Origin of the sequence: Streptomyces pluripotens (assembly GCF_000802245.2) — a bacterium.
Taxonomy (GTDB): domain Bacteria; phylum Actinomycetota; class Actinomycetes; order Streptomycetales; family Streptomycetaceae; genus Streptomyces; species Streptomyces pluripotens.
In genome coordinates this window covers 4,824,147-4,844,744 of the sequence record NZ_CP021080.1, presented here as the reverse complement: position 1 = coordinate 4,844,744, position 20,598 = coordinate 4,824,147, and the positions used below count along the sequence as shown (strand labels likewise).

14 protein-coding genes and 1 pseudogene are annotated in these 20,598 nt (G+C 67.3%); 7 read left to right on the top strand and 8 right to left on the bottom strand.

All coding sequences use genetic code 11. The features are described 5' to 3' along the window. Positions 1–197 precede the first annotated feature (197 nt). The 6 genes from LK06_RS21880 (at position 198) to LK06_RS21855 (ending at position 7,398) form a co-directional block, all read left to right on the top strand. A complete protein-coding gene (locus LK06_RS21880) occupies positions 198–1,226 on the top strand; it encodes an ABC transporter permease (RefSeq protein ID WP_174673912.1) in 1,029 nt (342 codons plus the stop codon). A gap of 79 nt (positions 1,227–1,305) precedes the next feature. Further along, positions 1,306–3,075, top strand: coding sequence for an ABC transporter substrate-binding protein (locus LK06_RS21875; RefSeq protein WP_039657979.1), 1,770 nt, complete (start codon positions 1,306–1,308; stop codon positions 3,073–3,075). Positions 3,076–3,194: 119 nt separating this feature from the next. After that, positions 3,195–4,175 (top strand): ABC transporter permease, encoded by a 981-nt coding sequence (locus LK06_RS21870; RefSeq protein ID WP_039657978.1) that lies wholly within the window; start codon positions 3,195–3,197, stop codon positions 4,173–4,175. 52 nt (positions 4,176–4,227) lie between these two features. Next, positions 4,228–5,265, top strand: coding sequence for an ABC transporter ATP-binding protein (locus LK06_RS21865; protein WP_039657976.1), 1,038 nt, complete (start codon positions 4,228–4,230; stop codon positions 5,263–5,265). Between the two features lie 24 nt (positions 5,266–5,289). Next, entirely contained in the window at positions 5,290–6,333 is a 1,044-nt protein-coding gene (locus LK06_RS21860) for an ABC transporter ATP-binding protein (protein WP_086083457.1), read from the top strand. Positions 6,334–6,657: 324 nt separating this feature from the next. Then, the gene (locus tag LK06_RS21855; RefSeq protein WP_039658154.1) at positions 6,658–7,398 is read left to right on the top strand and encodes a class I SAM-dependent methyltransferase; all 741 of its coding nucleotides are present in this window, start codon (positions 6,658–6,660) and stop codon (positions 7,396–7,398) included. Between the two features lie 252 nt (positions 7,399–7,650). On the opposite strand, the gene LK06_RS21850 is transcribed toward LK06_RS21855, so the two are convergent. Beyond that, on the bottom strand, positions 7,651–8,778 hold the full coding sequence (locus LK06_RS21850; RefSeq protein ID WP_159025323.1) for a M48 family metallopeptidase: 1,128 nt from the start codon (positions 8,776–8,778) through the stop codon (positions 7,651–7,653). A 393-nt stretch (positions 8,779–9,171) separates the two neighbouring features. Then, complete coding sequence (locus LK06_RS21845; RefSeq protein WP_086083455.1) at positions 9,172–10,293, bottom strand: ABC transporter ATP-binding protein; 1,122 nt, start codon at positions 10,291–10,293, stop codon at positions 9,172–9,174. A 22-nt stretch (positions 10,294–10,315) separates the two neighbouring features. Between LK06_RS21845 and LK06_RS21840 the strand changes: the two are divergent. Next, positions 10,316–10,489: pseudogene (locus tag LK06_RS21840) on the top strand (zinc ribbon domain-containing protein); the annotation flags it as partial. 70 nt (positions 10,490–10,559) lie between these two features. Here LK06_RS21840 and LK06_RS21835 read toward each other — a convergent pair. The 6 genes from LK06_RS21835 to LK06_RS21810 all read right to left on the bottom strand — a co-directional run bounded on the left by LK06_RS21835 (position 10,560) and on the right by LK06_RS21810 (position 20,540). After that, complete coding sequence (locus LK06_RS21835) at positions 10,560–11,624, bottom strand: ABC transporter ATP-binding protein (protein WP_043435709.1); 1,065 nt, start codon at positions 11,622–11,624, stop codon at positions 10,560–10,562. Between the two features lie 10 nt (positions 11,625–11,634). After that, on the bottom strand, positions 11,635–12,615 hold the full coding sequence (locus LK06_RS21830; RefSeq protein ID WP_039657939.1) for an ABC transporter permease: 981 nt from the start codon (positions 12,613–12,615) through the stop codon (positions 11,635–11,637). A gap of 83 nt (positions 12,616–12,698) precedes the next feature. Beyond that, positions 12,699–14,507: an ABC transporter substrate-binding protein gene (locus tag LK06_RS21825; protein WP_039657941.1), complete on the bottom strand. Its 1,809-nt coding sequence runs from the start codon at positions 14,505–14,507 to the stop codon at positions 12,699–12,701. 150 nt (positions 14,508–14,657) lie between these two features. After that, positions 14,658–15,692, bottom strand: coding sequence for an ABC transporter permease (locus LK06_RS21820; protein WP_039657943.1), 1,035 nt, complete (start codon positions 15,690–15,692; stop codon positions 14,658–14,660). A gap of 573 nt (positions 15,693–16,265) precedes the next feature. Next, positions 16,266–18,182, bottom strand: coding sequence for a translational GTPase TypA (typA, locus tag LK06_RS21815; RefSeq protein ID WP_039657944.1), 1,917 nt, complete (start codon positions 18,180–18,182; stop codon positions 16,266–16,268). Between the two features lie 162 nt (positions 18,183–18,344). Continuing rightward, positions 18,345–20,540 carry an ABC transporter family substrate-binding protein gene (locus LK06_RS21810; protein ID WP_039657946.1) on the bottom strand — a complete coding sequence of 732 codons (2,196 nt, stop codon included), beginning with the start codon at positions 20,538–20,540 and terminating at the stop codon, positions 18,345–18,347. Positions 20,541–20,598: the final 58 nt, after the last annotated feature.

The following is a 20,598-nucleotide window of genomic DNA, read 5'->3' as shown; positions in this document are numbered from 1 at the left end:
GAACTGAAGCACGGATTGATTACAGCGCACTTCCTGCGCAGCTACGGAACAGTCAAGCACGAGTAAAAAAAGTAAAGACGCAACCAAGGCGGTCGAGAATTTATTGACCTTGAATGAATTGCGTTGAAAAAGTCCGGCGTAGCCCGTAGGGGAGCGCCCTGCGGAGTCATCAGACCCTCCCTTGGGCCAGGAGCACCATGACCCCCCCAACTCCATCAGCGGCTGCCCCGCTTGAGGTGACCGACGAGACCGCCGAGAAGACGACCTCTTCGAACGGCTCGCAGGGCAGCGAGAGCAGGTCCCCGGGCCAGCTGGCCTGGCGCCGTTTCAAGCGGGACCGTGTCGGCGTGATCTCGGCGATCGTCGTGATCCTGTTCTTCGTCGTCGCGCTGGCCGCACCGCTCATAGCGAAGCTGTACGGCAAGGACCCGTACACGACGTACGGCATCAACACGCCGGGCCTGCTCGGCGACAACGGCCTGCCGGCGAAGCCGAACGGCGGCATCGACAGCGAGTTCTGGTTCGGCATCGACCCGCAGCTCGGCCGCGACGTCTTCACCTTCCTGCTGTACGCGATCCGCAACTCGCTGCTGATCTCCACCGCCATCACCTTGCTCGTGGTGGTCATCGGCGTGGTGATCGGCGTCACCGCCGGCTACATCGGCGGCAAGACGGACTGGTTCCTCGGGCGAGTGATGGACATCCTGCTCGCCTTCCCCCAGCAGTTGTTCTTCGTCGCGTTCACCCCGGTGGTCATGGCGTTGTTCGTGCCCCCCAACGAGAACACGCCCACCTGGATCATCGTGATCTCGCTGGTCCTGCTGCTGACCGTCTTCGGTTGGGCCTCCATGGCGCGCCTGCTGCGCGGACAGGTGCTGGCCCTGCGCGAGCGCGAGTTCGTCGAGGCCGCCAAGGTCACGGGCGCGTCTCCGGCCCGCATCATCTTCAAGGAACTGCTGCCCAACCTGTGGACGCCGATCCTCATCCAGGGCACGCTGATGCTGCCGCTGATGGTCACCACGGAGGCAGGTCTCGCCTTCCTCGGCGTCGGTCTGCAGGACCCGACCCCCGACTGGGGCGTCATGATCGGGTACGCGGCCAACTTCTACCAGGACGACATCACCTTCCTGTGCTTCCCGGGCATCACGATCGTGCTCTTCGTCCTGGCGTTCAACCTCCTCGGTGACTCGGTGCGCGACGCACTCGACCCGAAGACCAAGCGCTGACTCCGGCCCTCTTCAGGACCACGGCAACGGTGCCGGGTGCCGGTTTTCTTTCATCAACCCACTTCCAAGGCAGGATGCGATGTCCTTCTCGCGCAGAAACTTCCTGATAGCCACCGGTGTCGCCGCCGCGTCGACCTCCGTGCTGTCCGCGTGCAGCAGCGGCAACTCCAGCAGCAGCAGCGGAGGCAAGGGCGGCAAGCAGAAGGCGGCCGAGGCTCACACGACCACCATCAAGATCGGTACGGCGGAGGACTCCAAGGGTCCGGCTCAGGAGGTCAGCGGCGCCAAGAAGGGCGGCAAGGTCTACCTGCTGAACGACGACGACTTCTCGCACCTCGACCCGCAGCGCGTCTACTACGCCTGGAACTCGCTGGCCGCGATCGTCCTCTCCCGCACCCTGACCGGCTACAAGGTCGCGGACGACGGCTCCATGACCCTGGTCGGCGACCTCGCCACCGACACGGGCACCATGAAGGACGACGGCAAGACCTGGACCTTCACCCTGAAGGACGGCGTCAAGTGGCAGGACGGTTCCGACATCACCGTCGATGACGTCCGCCACGGCTTCGAGCGCGCCTTCGCCAACTTCATCACTGAGGGCGCCAGCTACGTCCAGACCTGGCTGACGGGTACGCAGAACTACCGCAAGGCCTACCCCGGTCCCTTCAAGGGCAAGCACCTGAAGTCGATCGAGACCAGCGGGAAGAGCATCACCTTCCACCTCTCCGAGGCGCGCCCGGACTTCAACTACGTCCTCGCGATGCACTCGTACGCGCCGACCCCGGTGAAGCACGACACCAAGCAGGACTACGACAAGAAGCCGTACTCCAACGGTCCTTACAAGATCAAGTCGCACGTCACCGACAAGTCGATGGTCCTGGTCCGCAACGAGCACTGGGACCCGAGCACGGACCCGATCCGCAACGCCTACCCGGACGAGTTCGACTTCACCTTCGGTATCGAGGCGCAGACCGCCGCCGACCGTCTCATCGCCGACTACGGCAAGGACCAGTTCGCCGTCTCCTGGCGCACCATCCCGCAGGAGAAGGTCCAGCAGGCCACCGAGAAGGCCAAGGACCGCATGTTCGAGGGCCTGGGCAGCGGCGTCAGCGTCTACTGGATCAACCAGACCCGCGTGACGGACATGAAGGTCCGCGAGGCCATCATCCGTGCCTGGCCGACCGCGGCCATCCGCCAGCTGTACGGCGGCGCGAACCGTGGCGACTACGCGACCGGCATCATGAGCCCGCAGGTGGCCGGCTACAAGTCGCAGGACGTGTGGGGCAGGCTGAAGAACCCGGCGGGCGACCCGGCGACGGCCAAGGCGGTCCTGAAGAAGGCCGGTAAGCTCGGCACCAAGATCGTCTACGCCTACCAGAACGACCCGACCAACGCCAAGGTCAAGGTCATCGTCGAGAACGCCCTGAAGGCGGCCGGCTTCGACGTCGTCACCAAGTCCCTCGACTCGACCACCTACTACGACCAGGTCGGGAAGATCGACAACCAGTACGACATCTACTGGGGTGGCTGGGGTGCCGACTGGCCGACCGGTTACTCGGTCTTCCAGCCGCTCTTCGAGAGCGACCAGATCCGCGACGAGGGCACCAACTACTGCCACCTGAAGAACAAGGACGTCGACGCGGCGATCAAGGCCGCCACGGCGGAGACGGACCAGAACAAGGCCAACGAGATGTGGGCCGCCATGGACAAGCAGGTCACCGAGCTGGGCGCCTTCATCCCCGACGTGTACATGAAGCGTCTGTACCTGCACGGCTCCAAGCTCGGCAACGTCAAGATGGACCCGAACTTCGACGGCTGCATGCTCTACAAGATGTACGTCAAGGCCTGATCCATCCCTGAGAGGTGGGGCGGCTACCAGCCGCCCCACCCTCGGCTCGTCCACCGGGCTTCCGGTCACCCCGGCCCGGCCCGATCCGCACGACGGCCCTCCCAGGAAAGCCAACCCCCATGCTTCGCTTCCTCGTCCGCCGACTAGTCGGCGCCGCGATCACGCTGCTCATCATCAGCGCGGTCACGTTCATGCTCTTCTACGCGGTGCCGCGCGATCCGGCCAGGATCGCCTGCGGCAAGGTCTGCTCGCCGGAAACGCTCAACCTCATCCGGCACAACATGGGAATCTCAGACTCACTGCCGGTCCAGTACTGGCACTGGCTGTCAGCGATCTTCGTGGGCCGGGACTACGCGGGCTACGGCCACTGCAGCGCCCCGTGCCTGGGCTACTCGTTCGTCAACCGCGAGCCCGTCCTGTCGACGATCCTCCGCCGCTTCCCGATCACCGCCTCCCTCGCCATCGGTTCCGCGGTGGTCTTCCTCATCCTCGGTATCGGCGCCGGCATGCTCGCCGCCGTGAAACAGGGCCGCCCCACCGACAAGATCGCCAGCTCCGGCTCGCTGATCGCCTCGTCGATGCAGATCTACTTCGTCGGCCCGGTCGCCATGTACCTCCTCGTCTACCAGACGCACCTGCTCGACCAGCCCGCCTACACGTCCTTCACCGAGGACCCCGTCGCCTGGTTCAACGGACTCCTCGTGCCCTGGCTGGTCCTCTCCATCATCTTCACCGCCAACTACACGCGTATGACGCGCTCCCAACTGGTGGAGACGCTGAGCGAGGACTACGTGCGCACGGCCCGCGCCAAGGGCTTGTCCCGGCGCAACGTCTTCTTCCGCTTCGCCTGGCGCGGCGCCATGGGCCCGATCGTCACCATCTTCGGCCTGGACCTCGGTGTCCTGCTCGGCGGCGCGATGATCACCGAGAAGACCTTCAGCATCCAGGGTCTGGGCATGCTCGCGGTGAAGTCGGTGGTCAAGACGGACCTGCCGATGCTGCTCGGCGTCATGGTGATCACCGCGGCCTTCGTCGTGATCGCCAACATCATCGTCGACGCCGTCTACGCCCTCATCGACCCGCGGATCCGGCTCGCCTGACACCCGCCCGCCTCCGACAGCTACCCCGCATCACCCTCTCTGGAGCGTCCCCGTGACGAGCACCGATTCACAGCCCTTCCTGTCCATCAAGGACCTCAAGGTGCACTTCTCGACCGAGGACGGCACCGTCAAGGCCGTCGACGGCCTCTCCTTCGACCTCGCACGCGGCAAGACGCTGGGCATCGTGGGTGAGTCGGGGTCCGGCAAGTCGGTCACCAACCTGACCATCCTGGGCCTGCACAACCCGGACTCGACCAAGGTCGAGGGCTCCATCGAGTTGGACGGCGAGGAGCTGAACGGCGCCTCGGAGAAGACGCTCGAAAAGCTCCGCGGCAACAAGATGGCGATGATCTTCCAGGACGCCCTGGCCTCGCTGTCGCCTTACCACACCATCGGCACCCAGATCGGCGAGGTGTACCGCAAGCACACCGGCGCCTCCAAGGCCGAGGCCCGGGCGCGGGCGATCGAAATGCTGAAGCGCGTCGGCATCCCGCAGCCGGACAGCCGGGTGGACAACTACCCGCACGAGTTCTCCGGCGGTATGCGCCAGCGCGCGATGATCGCCATGGCACTGGTATGCGACCCGAAACTGCTGATCGCCGACGAACCGACCACCGCGCTGGACGTGACCGTGCAGGCCCAGATCATGGACCTGCTCAAGGACCTGCAGCAGGAGTTCGGCACCTCGATCATCTTCATCACCCATGACCTGGGGGTGATCGCGGACATCGCCGACGACGTGCTGGTGATGTACGGCGGCCGGTGCGTGGAGCGCGGCCCGAAGGCGGAGGTGCTGCGTGCACCGCAGCACCCCTACACGTGGGGCCTGCTGGGCTCCATGCCGAGCCTGGAAGGCCCGGTCGACGTGCCGCTGACCCCGATCCCGGGTTCGCCGCCCTCGCTGCTGAACCCGCCCTCCGGCTGCCGCTTCCACCCGCGCTGCGCCTTCGCCGACAAGGTCGAGGGCGGCAAGTGTGCCAAGGAGCGCCCGTCCCTGGAGATCATGGACGGCCGCGGCAACGCCTGCCACCTGACCGACGACCAGCGCCGCGAGTTCCTTTCCCACGCGGTCGCCGGCAAGGCCCACTGACGTAAGAGACGGGATTTCACCACCATGAGCAGCACCACTCCCCTCCTGGACGTCTCCGGGCTGACCAAGCACTTCCCGATCAAGGGCGGATTCCCGATCCGGCGTACGGTCGGCGCGGTGCAGGCCGTGGACGGGCTCGATTTCCAGGTCACCGCGGGCGAGAGCCTGGGCCTGGTCGGTGAGTCCGGCTGCGGCAAGTCGACCACCGGCCGGCTGATCACCCGTCTGCTGGAGCCCACGGGCGGCACGGTCACCTACCGCGGCCAGGACATCACCCACGCCAACCGCAAGGAACTGGCGCCGATCCGGTCCGAGATCCAGATGATCTTCCAGGACCCGTACGCCTCGTTGAACCCGCGGCACACCGTCGGCAAGATCATCTCCGGTCCGATGGAGGTCAACGGGATCCAGCCGGAGGGCGGCCGGGAGAGGCGGGTCCGCGAACTGCTGGAGATCGTCGGTCTCAACCCCGAGCACTTCAACCGGTTCCCGCACGAGTTCTCCGGCGGCCAGCGCCAGCGCATCGGGGTGGCCCGCGCACTGGCCCTGAACCCGAAGCTGATCGTGGCCGACGAGCCGGTCTCGGCCCTCGACGTCTCCATCCAGGCGCAGGTGGTCAACCTGCTGCAGGAGGTCCAGAAGGAACTCGGCATCGCGTTCGTGTTCATCGCCCACGACCTCGCGATCGTCCGGCACTTCTCCCAGCGCGTCGCCGTCATGTACCTCGGCAAGATCGTCGAGATCGCCGACCGCGACGACCTGTACAGCAACCCGCGCCACCCCTACACCCGGGCCCTGCTGTCCGCCGTGCCCGAGGCGTCGGTCGACGACGAGCCGCGCGAGCGCATCCGCCTCGTCGGCGATGTGCCCTCCCCGATCAATCCGCCGTCCGGCTGCCGCTTCCGCACCCGTTGCTGGAAGGCGACGGAGAAGTGCGCGACCGAGGCTCCGCCGCTGGTGCAGGTGGAGGGCAACAAGCCCAGCCACCTGACGGCGTGCCACTATCCCGAGACGGCGGACACCGTTCCTGCTCCGCGCCTCTCCAAGGACCCCGAGGCGGCGGCCTGACACACCCCGTTTCCGTCAGCCGCCCCCTTGCGGAACGGACTTTCCCGGCCCATTGACCCGAGCCCATGAACGTCCGCTCCAGGGGAAAAGGCCCGCGCCTGCCCAGGTGCGGGCCTTTCTGCGCCCGGACTCCGGTGGCTGCCCCGCGAGCGGCCCCGCCGCATCCGCCGCTTGCACGGCCCGCTGGGCCGGGGCAACACGCCTGATTCCCCCTGGTCATCGTCGGCGCTGCGACAGCCGCTCCCGACGCACGGTGTTGAAAGACGTTCATGAAGTGGGCAGGAAACTGACGCACCGTTCAGCATCGTGTGTCAGACTGCCGCGGTGGTAGATCACTCGTTCGCCGATCTTTCGCTTGCCGCGCTCTACGACAGCCTCAACCCCTGGGATCCGGGGGACGACTTCTACCTCGGGCTGGTGATGGACGCCCGCAGTGTGCTGGACGTCGGCTGCGGTACCGGACGGTTGCTCCGGCAGGCCCGGGCCGACGGGCACCGGGGGCGGCTGATGGGCCTGGATCCGGCCGCCGCCATGCTCGTACAGGCGCGCCGCGCCGCCCCCGAGGTCGAGTGGGTACTCGGCGACGTGCGGGCCCGGCAATGGGACAAGGAGTTCGACCTCGTCGTCATGACCGGGCACGCCTTCCAGGCACTGGTCCGGGACGACGAGATCCGCACGTGTCTGCGGGCGGTCCGTGCCGCCCTCGGCGACGGTGGGCGGTTCGTGTTCGACACCCGGAATCCGGGGGCCCGTGCCTGGGAGGGCTGGAGCCCGGAAAGGGTGTACGAGGTCACGGCCACCGACGGAACGCCCGTGCGGGTGTGGCACGAGGTCCAAGACGACGGACTGCACCAAGGCCTGGTCCGCTTCACCGAGACCTTCGAGGGCGACGGTTGGCCGGCACCGCGGGTGAGCCACAGTGTCCTGCGGTTCCTGGACACCGAGACGCTGGAAGGTTTCCTCACGGAGGCCGGCCTGGCGGTCGTCGAGCAGTACGGGGACTGGGGACGGGGGCCGCTCACCGCCGCCGGTGAGGAGATCATCACCGTGGCCCGGCGGATCTAGGGGGTGTGACCACATGGGGTCGCCCGGTCCGACGTACACCTCCTTCCGCCGGGCGCCTGCCCGGCGGAAGGAGGGCCTGTGCAGGAGAGGTGTCACGGGAGCGCGGCGGAGCCAGCGGGCGGACTCCGGTGCACGCGGAACCCGAAGGGCGTCATCGCTCCGCCCGGCCCACCCCGCCGGACCGGGCGAGCGGCTACCCAACGAACGACGCGGCCGGCGGCATCACTGCAGACGCACGTACCCTTGCCCGCATCAGATGCTCTCCCGGAGCCATGCGGCGAACACGGCCCTGGTGGGTTCCAGTTCCGCGTCGATCGACCGGCTTTCGGCACTGGTCACCGGCACGGGAAGCTCAGCGAAGGAGAGTTTGCGGACGAATTGGATCCGCAGGTAGGTCGGCGGGAAGCCGGTTCCGGCCGCGTCTCCCCGCAGTTCGGAAAGCCGCAGCCGCCGTGCCCGCTCCGTGCCCGGCACCGAGTTCATGTGGTCACGCAGCTCCTCCCAGACATCGCCCTCGCTCCGGGCCGCCCGCCGGAGTGCGAAGACGGCGGTCTCACGCAGCAGCAGCGCTTCCAGCAGCCCCTCGACCGAGCGGGCCGAGGCGAGTCGGGCAGCCGCCTCGTCCGCCCCGTACTCCGCTTGCTCGCCGGAACGCTCTCCGAGTCGGCTCAGCAGTCTGTGGAGCAGGTGCACGGTGTGGACCAACAGTTCTTGGAGCGGACGGAGGAGCGCCTCGCCGAAGTTGGCCATGCCGACGCCACTGCGGCCGGCCCACCGACGGGCTGAAAGCACGGCTGCGTGGCGTTCCCTCTGCTCGTCCGTGCCGGGACGGAACACGTCCGCCCAGGACACGAGCGCGTCCAACGCCGCCTGGATCCAGCGTCCGCTCAGGCGTGCTCCGACGCGGGCATGGGCGAGTTCGTATCCGAGTAGGGCGAGCCGTTCGTCCGGGGTGAGGCTCTCCCAGAGCGGCAGGCCCAGGACGAGGACCCGGCGCCTGCGTATCCCCACGACCTTGTAGGCGGAGCGGAACCGGCCGTCGACGGCGATGAAGTCCACGGGACGGGTCCCGAGTCCGGCGGAGATCCGGTCGGCGACCTCGTACAACGTGGGCGCGGTGTCGGGGGCGAGGACGTTCCCGGGCATCCGGCCGAGGCGGGGACGCAGCAACACGGCGATCAGCAGTGCGAGGACACCCAGGATCCGTTCCGGCCAGGTACCTGCCGCCGCAAGCAGCCATACTCCCGCGCCGGTGAGTGCGAGGGTGACCAGGTTGACAGCAGTCGCGAGCACGATCGCGCCGTAGAGGGCGGCATTCGACGGTGCGGCCTGCGTCCCGTTCGCCAGTACGCGATGGAACAGCCGCTCGTGCCGGGCCACCGCACGGGACCGGCTCCTCCACGAGCCTTCGCCGCCGATCGGGTCGAGATTCCAGTCGCAGGCCGGACACCAGACGCTGAACCGGGGGTCCGAGGCCCGCAAGGTGGCACGGCACTGGGGACAGGCTGCGTCTGTGTTCTCCTGCATAATCCGTGATCATGGCGCCTCGGAGTACCCGAGGACAAGGCTCTGACCTGGCATTTTGACCGCCCATTGCCAAGTCGTGAGCATGTGTCCATGTTCCGGAACAGGCGTCGCCCCGAGGGGGGACGGGCGCCCGCGGCCCCTGGAAGGCGGTGACCGGGGACCGGCTGAGGCCCTCACCCCCGCCTCGCCACTGATGTGGGCGCGATATGTGTCGGTGACTCCCGGGCACGCCCCGCCGGCGAACGCCTACTCCGTCGCGTCCTTCTCCGGTGCCACCGGGTTCCGGTCCAACACGACGCCCTCCTGTCGTACCTCGGTCGTCGGCTCCTCGGGGAAGTGGCAGGCGGTCAGATGGCCATGGTGGTCCCCGGAGAGCCGGATCAACGGCGGTTCCTCGGTCCCGCACTTCTCCGTCGCCTTCCAGCAACGGGTGCGGAAGCGGCAGCCGGACGGCGGGGAGATGGGGGACGGTACGTCACCCTCCAGGCGGATGCGCTCACGCGGGGCGCCTGCCTCCTCGGCCAGGTTGACCTCGGGAACCGCGGACAGCAGGGCGTGGGTGTACGGATGGCGCGGGCGGGCGTAGATCGAGTCGCGGTCCCCCACCTCGATGATCTTGCCGAGGTACATGACGGCGACGCGCTGGGAGAAGTGCCGGACCACCGCCAGGTCGTGGGCGATGAACACGAACGCGATGCCGAGTTCCTTCTGGACCTCCTGCAGCAGGTTGACCACCTGCGCCTGGATGGAGACGTCGAGGGCCGACACCGGCTCGTCGGCCACGATCAGCTTCGGGTTCAGGGCCAGTGCGCGGGCCACCCCGATGCGCTGGCGCTGGCCGCCGGAGAACTCGTGCGGGAACCGGTTGAAGTGCTCGGGGTTGAGACCGACGATCTCCAGCAGTTCGCGGACCCGCCTCTCCCGGCCGCCCTCCGGCTGGATCCCGTTGACCTCCATCGGACCGGAGATGATCTTGCCGACGGTCTGTCGCGGGTTCAACGACGAGTACGGGTCCTGGAAGATCATCTGGATCTCGGACCGGATCGGCGCCAGTTCCTTGCGGTTGGCGTGGGTGATGTCCTGGCCGCGGTAGGTGACCGTGCCGCCCGTGGGCTCCAGCAGACGGGTGATCAGCCGGCCGGTGGTCGACTTGCCGCAGCCGGACTCACCGACCAGGCCGAAGCTCTCGCCGGCGTGCACGGTCAGGTCGATGCCGTCGACTGCCTGCACCGCGCCGATGGTGCGGCGAATCGGGAAGCCACCCTTGACCGGGAAGTGCTTGGTCAAGGCTGAGACCTCCAGCAGCGGGTCCCCGTCGGCGCCGGCGCTCCTCGCACGCGGGGCCGGGAGGACCAAGTCCTCATTCATCTGGTTCCTCCGTGGATAGTTCCGCACCTGGACGTGCGACTGCGGCACGGCCCATGACCGGGACGTGAACGCAGCGCAGAACCTTCTGGCCGCCGGGCTGGCGGTGACAGTCTGTGGAGCTGGTGTAAGACCTCAACGGAGTTCTCCGGGCGGGCAGTCAGCGACGAGGCAGGAAACCCCACGGCGCGAGCCGTAGGAATCCCCCTCGTCCACGAGGGGGAGGAAGTCAAGACGGTGTCCTCCTATGAGAGGGAGCGAGGAACGACCTAGCCCAGTCGGGGCTTGATCTCCTCGATGAAGATGGTCCGTTTCTGGTCGGCGGTGAGGTGGCAGGCCGACGCCCGGTCCGGGGCCAGCGACGGGCGTTCCCGCACGCAGCGCCCCCTGCCCTCCACTCGCTCCTGGTAGCCGCAGCGGGGGTGGAAGCGGCAGCCGGAGGGCGGGTTGAGCAGCGAGGGCGGCGAACCCGGGATCGGCGAGAGCAGCCCGCCGGGGTCGGAGTCGAGACGCGGCATCGAATGCAGCAGGCCCCAGGTATAGGGATGCTGGGGCGCGCGCAGCACCTCGTCGGTCGTGCCCCGCTCCACCGCGCTTCCGGCGTACATCACCATGACGTCGTCGGCCATGTCGGCGATCACCCCCAGGTCGTGGGTGATGAAGACGATGCCGGACCCGAACTCCTGCTGCAGGTCCTTCAGGAGGTCCAGGATCTGTGCCTGGACGGTCACGTCCAGGGCGGTCGTCGGCTCGTCGGCGATCAGCAGGTCGGGGTTGCAGACCAGCGCCATGGCGATCATGGCGCGCTGGCGCATGCCTCCGGAGAACTGGTGCGGGTAGTCCCTGGCCCGTTCCCTGGGATGGGGGATGCCAACCTTGCCGAGCATCTCCACGGCACGCTCCCAGCCCTCCTTCTTGGAGGCACCGTTGTGCTTCATGTACGGCTCGGCGATCTGCCGTCCGACGGTGTAGTACGGGGAGAGCGCGGTGAGCGGGTCCTGGAAGATCATGGCGACCTTGTTGCCGCGCAGCCTTTCGAGTTCCGGCTCGCGGGCCGTGGTCAGTTCCTGACCGTCCAGCAGGATTTCGCCCTCGATCGTGGTGAACATCGGGTTGTGCAGGCCGAGGATGGTCAGGTTCGTCACCGACTTGCCCGAACCGGATTCGCCCACGATGCCGAGCGTCCTGCCGCGCTCCAGGTCGAAGGAGAGCCCGTCCACGGCACGCACGACGCCGTCCTCGGTCCGGAAGTTGACGTACAGGTCCCGCACCGAGAGCAGCGGGCCGGTGCCGACGGGGGCTGGAGCACCGGATGCTTTGGTCGAAGTGGTCACGGCAGTGCTCCTAGGCCAGCCGCACGCGCGGGTCGATGAAGGCGTACGCGGCGTCGACGATGATGTTGAACAGCAGGATCATGGCGGCGGCGAACAGCATCACGCCCAGCAGCAGCGGCAGGTCGTTGAAGGCGACCGCCTGGACGGCCAGTTGGCCCAGCCCCGGCAGGCTGAAGGTGTACTCGGTGATGATGGCGCCGCCGAGCAGGGCGCCGAGATCGATGCCGAATATGGTGACGATCGGGATCAGCGAGCCGCGCCAGGCGTAGCGGAAGAAGACGTAGCGCTGGGACATTCCCTTGGCACGGGCGGTGCGGACGTGTTCCTCCTGCAGCTGTTCGATCATCGAGGACCGTGCCATACGGGTGTACTGGGCCGCGAAGATCGTGGAGAGGACCACCCAGGGGAGGAGCAGTCCGCTGAACCAGCTGACCGGGTCCTTGGTGAACTCGTTGTAGGCGGGCTTGTCCAGCCAGTGCGTCTGGTAGACGAGGATCGCCAGGGCCAGCGGGCCGAGGAAGTAGATCTGCAGGGAGCTGATGACCATCGCGCCGGCGGTGGCCGTCTTGTCGATCAGCGTGCCGCGCCGCCAGGCGGCGAGCAGACCGGTGCCGAGACCGAGGAAGAGGAAGCACACGGCCGCACCCAGGGTGAGGGAGACGGTGGTGGGCAGGCGGTCCATCAGCGTGCCCCAGACCTGCTCGTTGGTGTGGTACGAGTAGCCGAAACAGGGGGCCGGGCACGGACCCTGGGCGAATTGGTGGCTGCCCAGGACGAGGTTGTGCAGGAAGATCCAGTACTGCTCCGTGATGGGTTTGTCCAGGCCGAGCACGTGGTGGATGTTCGCGATGCTGCCGGGGTTGCAGCTCTTGCCGCACATCAGCAGCGCGGGGTCCCGGGGCACCCCGAAGAACAGCAGGAACGTGACGATGCTCAGCAGGAACAGGATGACGACAGCACCGATGATCCGGCGGACGAGGAAGCGCAGCATGACAGGCAGCTCTCAGACGTCGGCGGTCCGGGCGGCCGTACCCGGCACACCGTGGGGGCGCGCCGGGTACCCGCGGGGGACGGTTACTTGATGTACAGGCGACGCGGGTCGATGCCGCCGATCACGTCGTCGTAGACGAGGCCACCGACCTTGGAGCCGGCGATCTGGGTCTGCTTGTAGTACGCGGTCGGGACGACGTTGATGACATCCTTGACGAGGTACTGGTCGAGTTTCTCCCACTCGGCCGCGGACTTGACCGGGTCGGTGATCTGGTTGATCCGGTCGATCTCGCTGTTGACCTTCGGATCGTTGACCTGCGAGTAGTTCTGCGCGCCGTTGGCGATCACGCGGCCGTCGTACAGCGGCGGGATCACGGTCGAGGCGGACGGCCAGTCGGCACCCCACGCAGTGTGGAAGATGTCGTAGTTGTTGTTCAGCTTGGAGACCTGGTCGTAGTAGTTCTCGGCCGGGATCTCCTGGCGCTGGACGTCGAAGCCGGCCTTCTTCAGGCCTGCCGCCATGGCCGTGGAGTACTGCTGGCCCTCGGGGGTGTTCACGTAGCCGAAGGTGAGCTTCATGTTGAGCTTGCCGGCCTTCTTCAGCAGCTCCCTGGCCTTCTGAGGGTCACCGGCGGGCTTCTTCTTCTTGCCCCACGGGTCGAAGGAGGGGTCGTAGCCGGAGACGGTCGGGGAGATCAGGCCGCCGGCGACCTCCATGGCGTCGGTGCCGCCGTAGGCACGCAGGAACGGGGTGATCGGCAGGGCGTAGGCAATGGCCTCGCGAACCGTCTTGTCCTGCATGGCCGGGTGGCTCAGGTTGATGTTCATCTGACCCACGTACGGCTGGTAGCCGGAGACCCTGCGGGACTTCAGCTTGGGGTCGCGCAGCACCTGGGAGAGGTTTCCGGCGTCCACCTGGTTGTTGAAGCTGACGCCTGTCCGGTCCGCACCGGTGTCGGCGAGCAGGGCCTTGGTGGAGGTCTCGAACTGCTGGTTGAAGGTGAAGTTGAAACGGTCGACGTACTGATGGCGGATCGGGTCCGTCTTCGGATCCCAGTTGGGGTTCTTGACCAGCACCATGGACTTGCCGGACTTGAATGACTGGATCTTGTACGGGCCGGTCGCCTCCGGCGCCTTGTCGTACTGCTGCTTGGTGTCGCCCTTCGCCGACACCACCGCGTAGCCGGACATCGCCAGCGCGTAGGGCAGGTCGGGGTGCGCGTGCTGGAAGTGGAAGATGACGGTCTTGTCGTCCGGGGTCGCAAGAATGCTGTCGGGCAGGTGCTTGCCCTTGTACGGCCCGTCCTTGAGGAGCTTGCGGTAGTCGGCGCCCGAGGTGTCGGCCAGCCACTGCTGGAGGTAGGTGGGACCCTGGTTGATGAAGGGCGCGAAGAGCCGCTCGATGCTGTGCCGGATGTCCTTGGACGTGATCGGGGAACCGTCCTGGAACTTGATGCCGTCCTTGAGCGTGTACTTCCAGGTCTTGCCACCGTCGGTGGTGGTGCCGGAGTCGGTGGCGAGGTCCCCGACTACCTCGTGCTCCTTGCCGTCGTTGCTGGTGGCCTTGTAGCCGGTGAGACCCCGGTGGATGAGCTGGGCGACCGACATCTCGTCGGAGACGTATATCTGGCCCGGGTCGAGGTGGGCGTAGCTGTCGCGCTGCAGCACCTCCATGGTGCCGCCGGTCTTGGCGCCGGGCACGGCGGGGGCCGGGCCGGTGGAGTCCGCCGCGTCACCGAACTTGATGGGCGCCTGCTGGCGCTTGGCGCTCTGCTGGTCCTTGTTGTCGTTGCCACCGCTGTCGCTGCCGCCCTTGCTGCAACCGGCGAGCGCAAGCGCTCCGGCCGCGAGCACGGAGAATGCGCCGTATGCGTGGCGTCTGCCCCTACTCATCACGAGGATTCCCACCCATCTGTGTGTCACCGGCGCCGTCTGCGTGTCACCGGTGCGAAGAGAACTGCTGGCAGTGCAGTGCCATAGCTGGAAGTGAAGTGCCGTGCGATGACGTTGAACTGACGTTCCGTTCCGGCTGACGTGCTGCGGTCAGCGCGCGGTCTTGGGATCGAACGCGTCCCTGACCGAGTCCCCTAGCAAGTTGAACGCGACCACGAAAATGATCATCGAGACGCCGGGGAAGAACATGTAGGTGATGTCGTTCTGCATCACCAGTTCGGTGGAGGCCTTGGCGAACATCTGGCCCCAGTCCGGCGTCGGTTGGACGATGCCCACGCCCAGGTAGGACAGCCCGGCCTCGGCGGTCACGAAGCCGGGCAGCAGGTACGTCGCCTGCACCAGCAACGGCGTGACGATGTTCGGCAGGATCTCCTTGCGGATGATCCGCCACGAGGACGCCCCGCTGACCTTGGCTGCCTCGATGAACTCCCGTTCGCGCAGGGCGAGTGCGGTACCCCGCAGGATGCGACCGAGACCCATCCAGCCCAGGAACCACTGGACCGTGATCAGCGCGATGACGCGGACGTACGTGGGCGTCTCGTCGCGCGGGCTGACGAACAGGGAGACCACGACCGGCATGCTGGCGATGAAGAACAGCTGGGCCGGGAAGGCAAGCAGGAAGTCGATGAGCCGACCGAGGAAGTAGTCGGTCTTTCCGCCCAGGTAGCCGGCGGTGACGCCGAGCAGGATGGCGGTCACGACCACTGCGACGGTGACGACGACGGAGATCGTCAGCGAGGTGCGGATGCCATAGATCAGCTTGGTGAAGACGTCGTAGCCGTTTCCGGGTTCGAGACCGAACCAGAACTTCCCGCTGATACCGCCGTTGGGCTGCACCGGTACACCGGCGCTGTCGAAGAGCTCCGGGCGCTCGTCCGCGTACACCGTGTACGGGTCCTTGCCGTACAGCTTGGAGATCAGCGGGGCGAACAGCCCGACCAGAAAGAAGAAGCCCACGACGTAGGCCGAGATCACGCCGGTGCGGTCACGCTTGAAACGCGTCCACATCAGCCGGCCGGGAGAGCGGCCTTCGAGTTCGACGACGTCGCTCTTCGCTTCCGCCCCTGGTCCGCCGTCGACGACGACCGAACTTCCGCCGCCCTCAATGTCGATAGGACTTGTCACGGTTCGTCCGCTCCACAGGTATGGGTGTGAGAGGTGCCGGGATACCGAGGACGCGCGCAACCGCAGCCGGACGCGCGTAGTTCTGCAGCCGAATCACACCGCTGGAAGCGACAAACCGACCCACCTGGTGTTCGTGACGCCGTGCATGGGGGTTCCTCCTCATGACTTCACGCGTTCACCGACAGGAGAGGGTCACCGTCTTCCCTTCGACACCCCTGACGAAGGGTCAGACACCCCCTGATGCTCGTGAGTCACGGCGCTGTCCCCACAGCGCGAGACCCATTGACCCGAGCGCTACGCGGCTAACTATCTGGCATGAGCCAGGTGGCGACCACCGTCTTTAAATCTCAATTCAGTCACAGCTACCGCGAAGAACTTCCAAAAACTGGACAAACGGTCCGCGGGGAGAAGGCCGCGAAACGGACGTGTTACCTGGGTATCGGTGCAGAGTCTCCGCATTCCGGACAACGGATCCGGGAAATCGATCAATGACTGCTGAAAAGGGATTGCAAAAGCCCGGGCCCCTGTGATCGGGGACCCGGGCTTCAGTGACTTCGCGTCAGAGGGCTCGGCTCAGGCGTGCTTGGCGCGGCTCGCGGCGCGGGCCCGCTCCCGCTGGTCGAGCACGACCTTGCGGATGCGAACGGCCTCCGGGGTCACCTCGACGCACTCGTCGTCGCGGCAGAACTCCAGCGACTGCTCCAGCGACAGCTTGCGCGGCGGCACGATCGACTCGGTCACATCGGCGGTCGAGGACCGCATGTTGGTGAGCTTCTTCTCCTTGGTGATGTTGACGTCCATGTCGTCGGAGCGGGAGTTCTCACCGACGATCATGCCCTCGTACACCTCGGTACCCGGCTCCACGAACAGCACGCCGCGCTCCTGCAGGTTCGTCATCGCGAAGGCGGTGACGGCACCGGAGCGGTCGGCGACCAGCGAGCCGTTGTTGCGCGTCTGCAGCGGGCCGAACCAGGGCTCGTGCCCTTCGTGGATGGAGTGGGCGATGCCCGTGCCGCGGGTCTGGGTCAGGAACTCGGTCCGGAAACCGATCAGACCGCGGGAGGGGACCACGAACTCCATGCGGACCCAACCCGAGCCGTGGTTGGACATGTTGTCCATCCGGCCCTTGCGCACGCCCATGAGCTGCGTGACCGCGCCCATGTGCTCCTCGGGCACGTCGATCGTCATGCGCTCGACCGGCTCGTAGACCTTGCCGTCGACGTCCTTGGTGACCACCCGCGGCTTGCCGACGGTCAGCTCGTAGCCCTCACGGCGCATGGTCTCGACCAGGATGGCGAGGGCCAGCTCACCGCGGCCCTGCACCTCCCAGGCGTCCGGCCGGTCGGTGTCCAGCACGCGAAGGGAGACGTTGCCGATCAGCTCGCGGTCCAGGCGGTCCTTGACCTGGCGGGCGGTGACCTTGCGGTCCTTCACGGCCGTCTTCGCGTCCGCGCCCTTACCGGTGCCACCCCGGCCGACCAGCGGCGAGGTGTTCGTGCCGATGACCATGGAGATCGCCGGCTCGTCCACCGTGATCAACGGCAGCGCGACCGGGTTCTCCGGGTCGGCCAGCGTCTCACCGATCATGATGTCCGGGATGCCTGCCACGGCGCAGATGTCGCCGGGACCCGCCACCTCGGCCGGCTTGCGGGTGAGCGCCTCGGTCATCATCAGCTCGGAGATCCGCACGTTCTGCACGGCCCCGTCCCGCTTGATCCAGGCGACGGTCTGGCCCTTGCGCAGCTCGCCCTGCTCGACCCGGAGCAGGGCGATACGGCCGAGGAAGTTGTCGGCGTCGAGGTTGGTGACATGGGCCTGGAGCGGGGCCTCCTCCTCGTAGTTGGGGGCCGGGATGTGCTCCAGGATCGTGGAGAAGAACGGCTCCAGGCTGGTGGAGTCCGTCGGGACCGAGCCGTTGTCCGGCTTGGTCAGGGAAGCGATGCCGTCCCGGCCGCAGGCGTAGACGATCGGGAACTCGATCTGCTCCTCGTCCGCGTCCAGATCGAGGAAGAGGTCGTAGGCCTCGTTGACGACCTCGTCGATCCGGGCGTCGGGACGGTCCGTCTTGTTGATGCAGAGGATGACGGGGAGGCGGGCCTGCAGCGCCTTGCGCAGCACGAAGCGGGTCTGCGGGAGGGGGCCCTCGGAGGCGTCCACCAGCAGGACGACACCGTCGACCATCGACAGACCACGTTCGACTTCGCCGCCGAAGTCGGCGTGGCCGGGGGTGTCGATGATGTTGATGGTGATCGGTTCCCCGCCATCCTTCGGGTGGTACTTGACCGCCGTGTTCTTGGCGAGGATCGTGATGCCCTTCTCACGCTCCAGGTCGTTCGAGTCCATGACCCGGTCGTCGACCTGATCGAGCTGGTGGGCGGCGAACGCGCCGGCCTGCTTGAGCATGCCGTCGACGATGGTGGTCTTGCCATGGTCGACGTGGGCGACGATGGCGACGTTGCGGATGTCGTGACGCGTTGCAGTCACAGCCATGGTGCGGCGTACTCCCGGAGTGTGAGGAAAGCCTTCGCGTACGTCGGTGATACGCGGGCCCTGCCGGGCTTGACACGCCACGGCCTCACCCCATGCTACGTGGCCCCGCGAGGTAAGGCCTCCGCAGGGCCACACGGCTCGGTCCGTCCCGGGGCTCGCGGCTCAGTCCGCCTTGGGGCTCGCCGGGACCTTCGCCCCCTTCTTCAGGAAGCCCATGTCCTCGTAGACCGGCGTCTGGAAGCCGAAGGCACCCGCGTTGACCAGGTTCTTCTTGACCGCCACCAGCTGTGGCCGCTGGTAGAGCGGAATAGAGCCGGCCTCGGCCCAGATCCTGGCGTCGGCCTTGCGGATGAGGTCCTTCTCCTCGCCCCCGTCCAGGGTCGCCGCGGCCTCGTCGAAGAGCTGGTCGACCTGGTCGGTGCCGACCCGCGTGTAGTTCTGCCCGATGTTCACCGATCCGTCGGCCGCCGGTACGGGCTTGGCGTAGATCGGCCGGGCGTCCGTCGCCGGGAAGGCGGACGACGGCCACGAGTACAGCGCGAGGTCGTAGTCGCCGGAGGCGATGTGGTCCTTGAAGTAGCTCTCGTCCGACACCTTGCTGATCGTCGCCCGGATGCCGACCCGGTCCAACATGGCCGAGATCCGCTCGGCGACCGAGTTCAGGGTGTCGGAACCAGGGCCGGAAGGCAGGACGAAGCGGAGGGCGAGCAGCTTGCCGTCCTTGGCGAGCGGCCCGGCCGGGGCAGCGGCCGGCGCCGCCGTGCCCTTGGGGGCGTACGCACCGGGCGCGCCACCGTTCCTGCCCTCCTGTGCGAGGGGCTTGCCGCCCTTCTCGCCGTGCTCGTGCTTCTCCTCGGCGGACTCGTGGTGCCTGCCCTTACCATCGGTCTCCTCCCCCCGGCCCTTGTCGTCCTCGCCGACGATGTACTCGCCGTCCTTGCCGCCGTCGGACTTGTCCTCCTGCTCGCTCTTGTCGCCCTCGGAGCCGGCTGCCTGCTCCGCCTTCTTCTGCTTCTTGACCGGGCCGCCGGGCACCCAGCCGGCGTCGGCGAGCAGCGCCTGCGCCTCCTTGGTGTCCTGCCCGCCGATGGCGCCGCTGCCGTCTGCGTACGCGGCCTGCCCGGACAGCGCGAGATGGCTGTCGACCGGGACGGCGGGCAGGCCCAGCGGGGTGAGCACCAGCTTGGCGAGTTCGTCGCGGTCCAGGGCGCGGGCGACGGCCCGCCGGACCCTTTCGTCGGCCAGGGGCCCCTCGGAGCCGTTCAGCGCGAGCTGGGTGTAGGCGGGCTCCAGGGACTTGCGGACGTCGAAGGCGCGCAGGTTCTGCTGCTCCTCCAGGTACTCGCCGATGGCCTCGCGCAGCTTCTTCTTGCCGGCCTTCGCCTCGTCGGAGTCGAAGCCGTGCGCCAGCGCCCAGGCCTGCAGCTTCTTCGCCGAGGTCTTGCCTGCGCCCTGGAGCGGGGTCCCGGTGCCCTTCTCGCGCCCGGCCAGTCCGATCCGCTGAGCGTCGACGGGGTCGATCGCGGCGATGTCCACGGTGCCGTCGGCGAGCGCGGCGGCCCGCTCGTCGCGGGGCACGGCGTGCAGCACGATCTCGTTCAGCTTGGCGGGTCTGCCCCACCAGCGCGGGTTGCGGGTGAGGACGACGTCCTTGTTGGCGGTGTCGACCTTCTCCACCTTGAAGGGACCGGCGGTGACCTTCAGCTTCCGGCGGGCTCCGTCGTTGAAGGCGTCCGGGGTGCCCATGACGTCCTTCGGGTACAGCGGGGAGAACAGCGACTTCCAGTCGGCGTAGGGGCGGGAGAAGGTGACCCGGACCTGGAGATCGCTGGCGCCGCGCTCGATCTTGGCGATGTGGTCGTAACCGGCGTTGCGGGCGGTCCAGTAGGCGCTGTTCTTGCCAGACAGGGCGCGCCACTGGGCGACGAAGTCGGCGGCACCGATCTCCCGGCCGTCGCTCCAGACGGCCTGCTGGTTCACCTTGTACAGCACGACCTGACGCGGCTCGGTCTCGATGACCTTGGCTGACTCCAGATAGTCGGGGTTGCGCACCGGCCGGCCAGTTGCGTCGATCCGGAACATCGACGGCAGCACGGCCTGGGCGACACGGGTGGTGCCGGCGTCGGCGTCGGCCTGGAAGGTGTTCAGGGTCTCCGGAACCGCGTCGACAGCCCACTTCACGGTGCCGCCGTCGGCAACCTGACCGCGCGCGACCGGGGCGATGTCCTGCCCGGCGAGCGGGCTGCCAGCCTTGTCGTCGGAGCCGCAGCCGGCAAGGAGCGGCACCGCGAGCGCGCCCGCGGTGAGAAAGGCGGCCGAGCGCAGGACCGCGCGCAGGCCGACGCCGTGGTGGGACATCTCTGTTACCTCCGGGAAGCCTGGAGCGTGACGATCACGTTTGGCGGTATATGGAGCT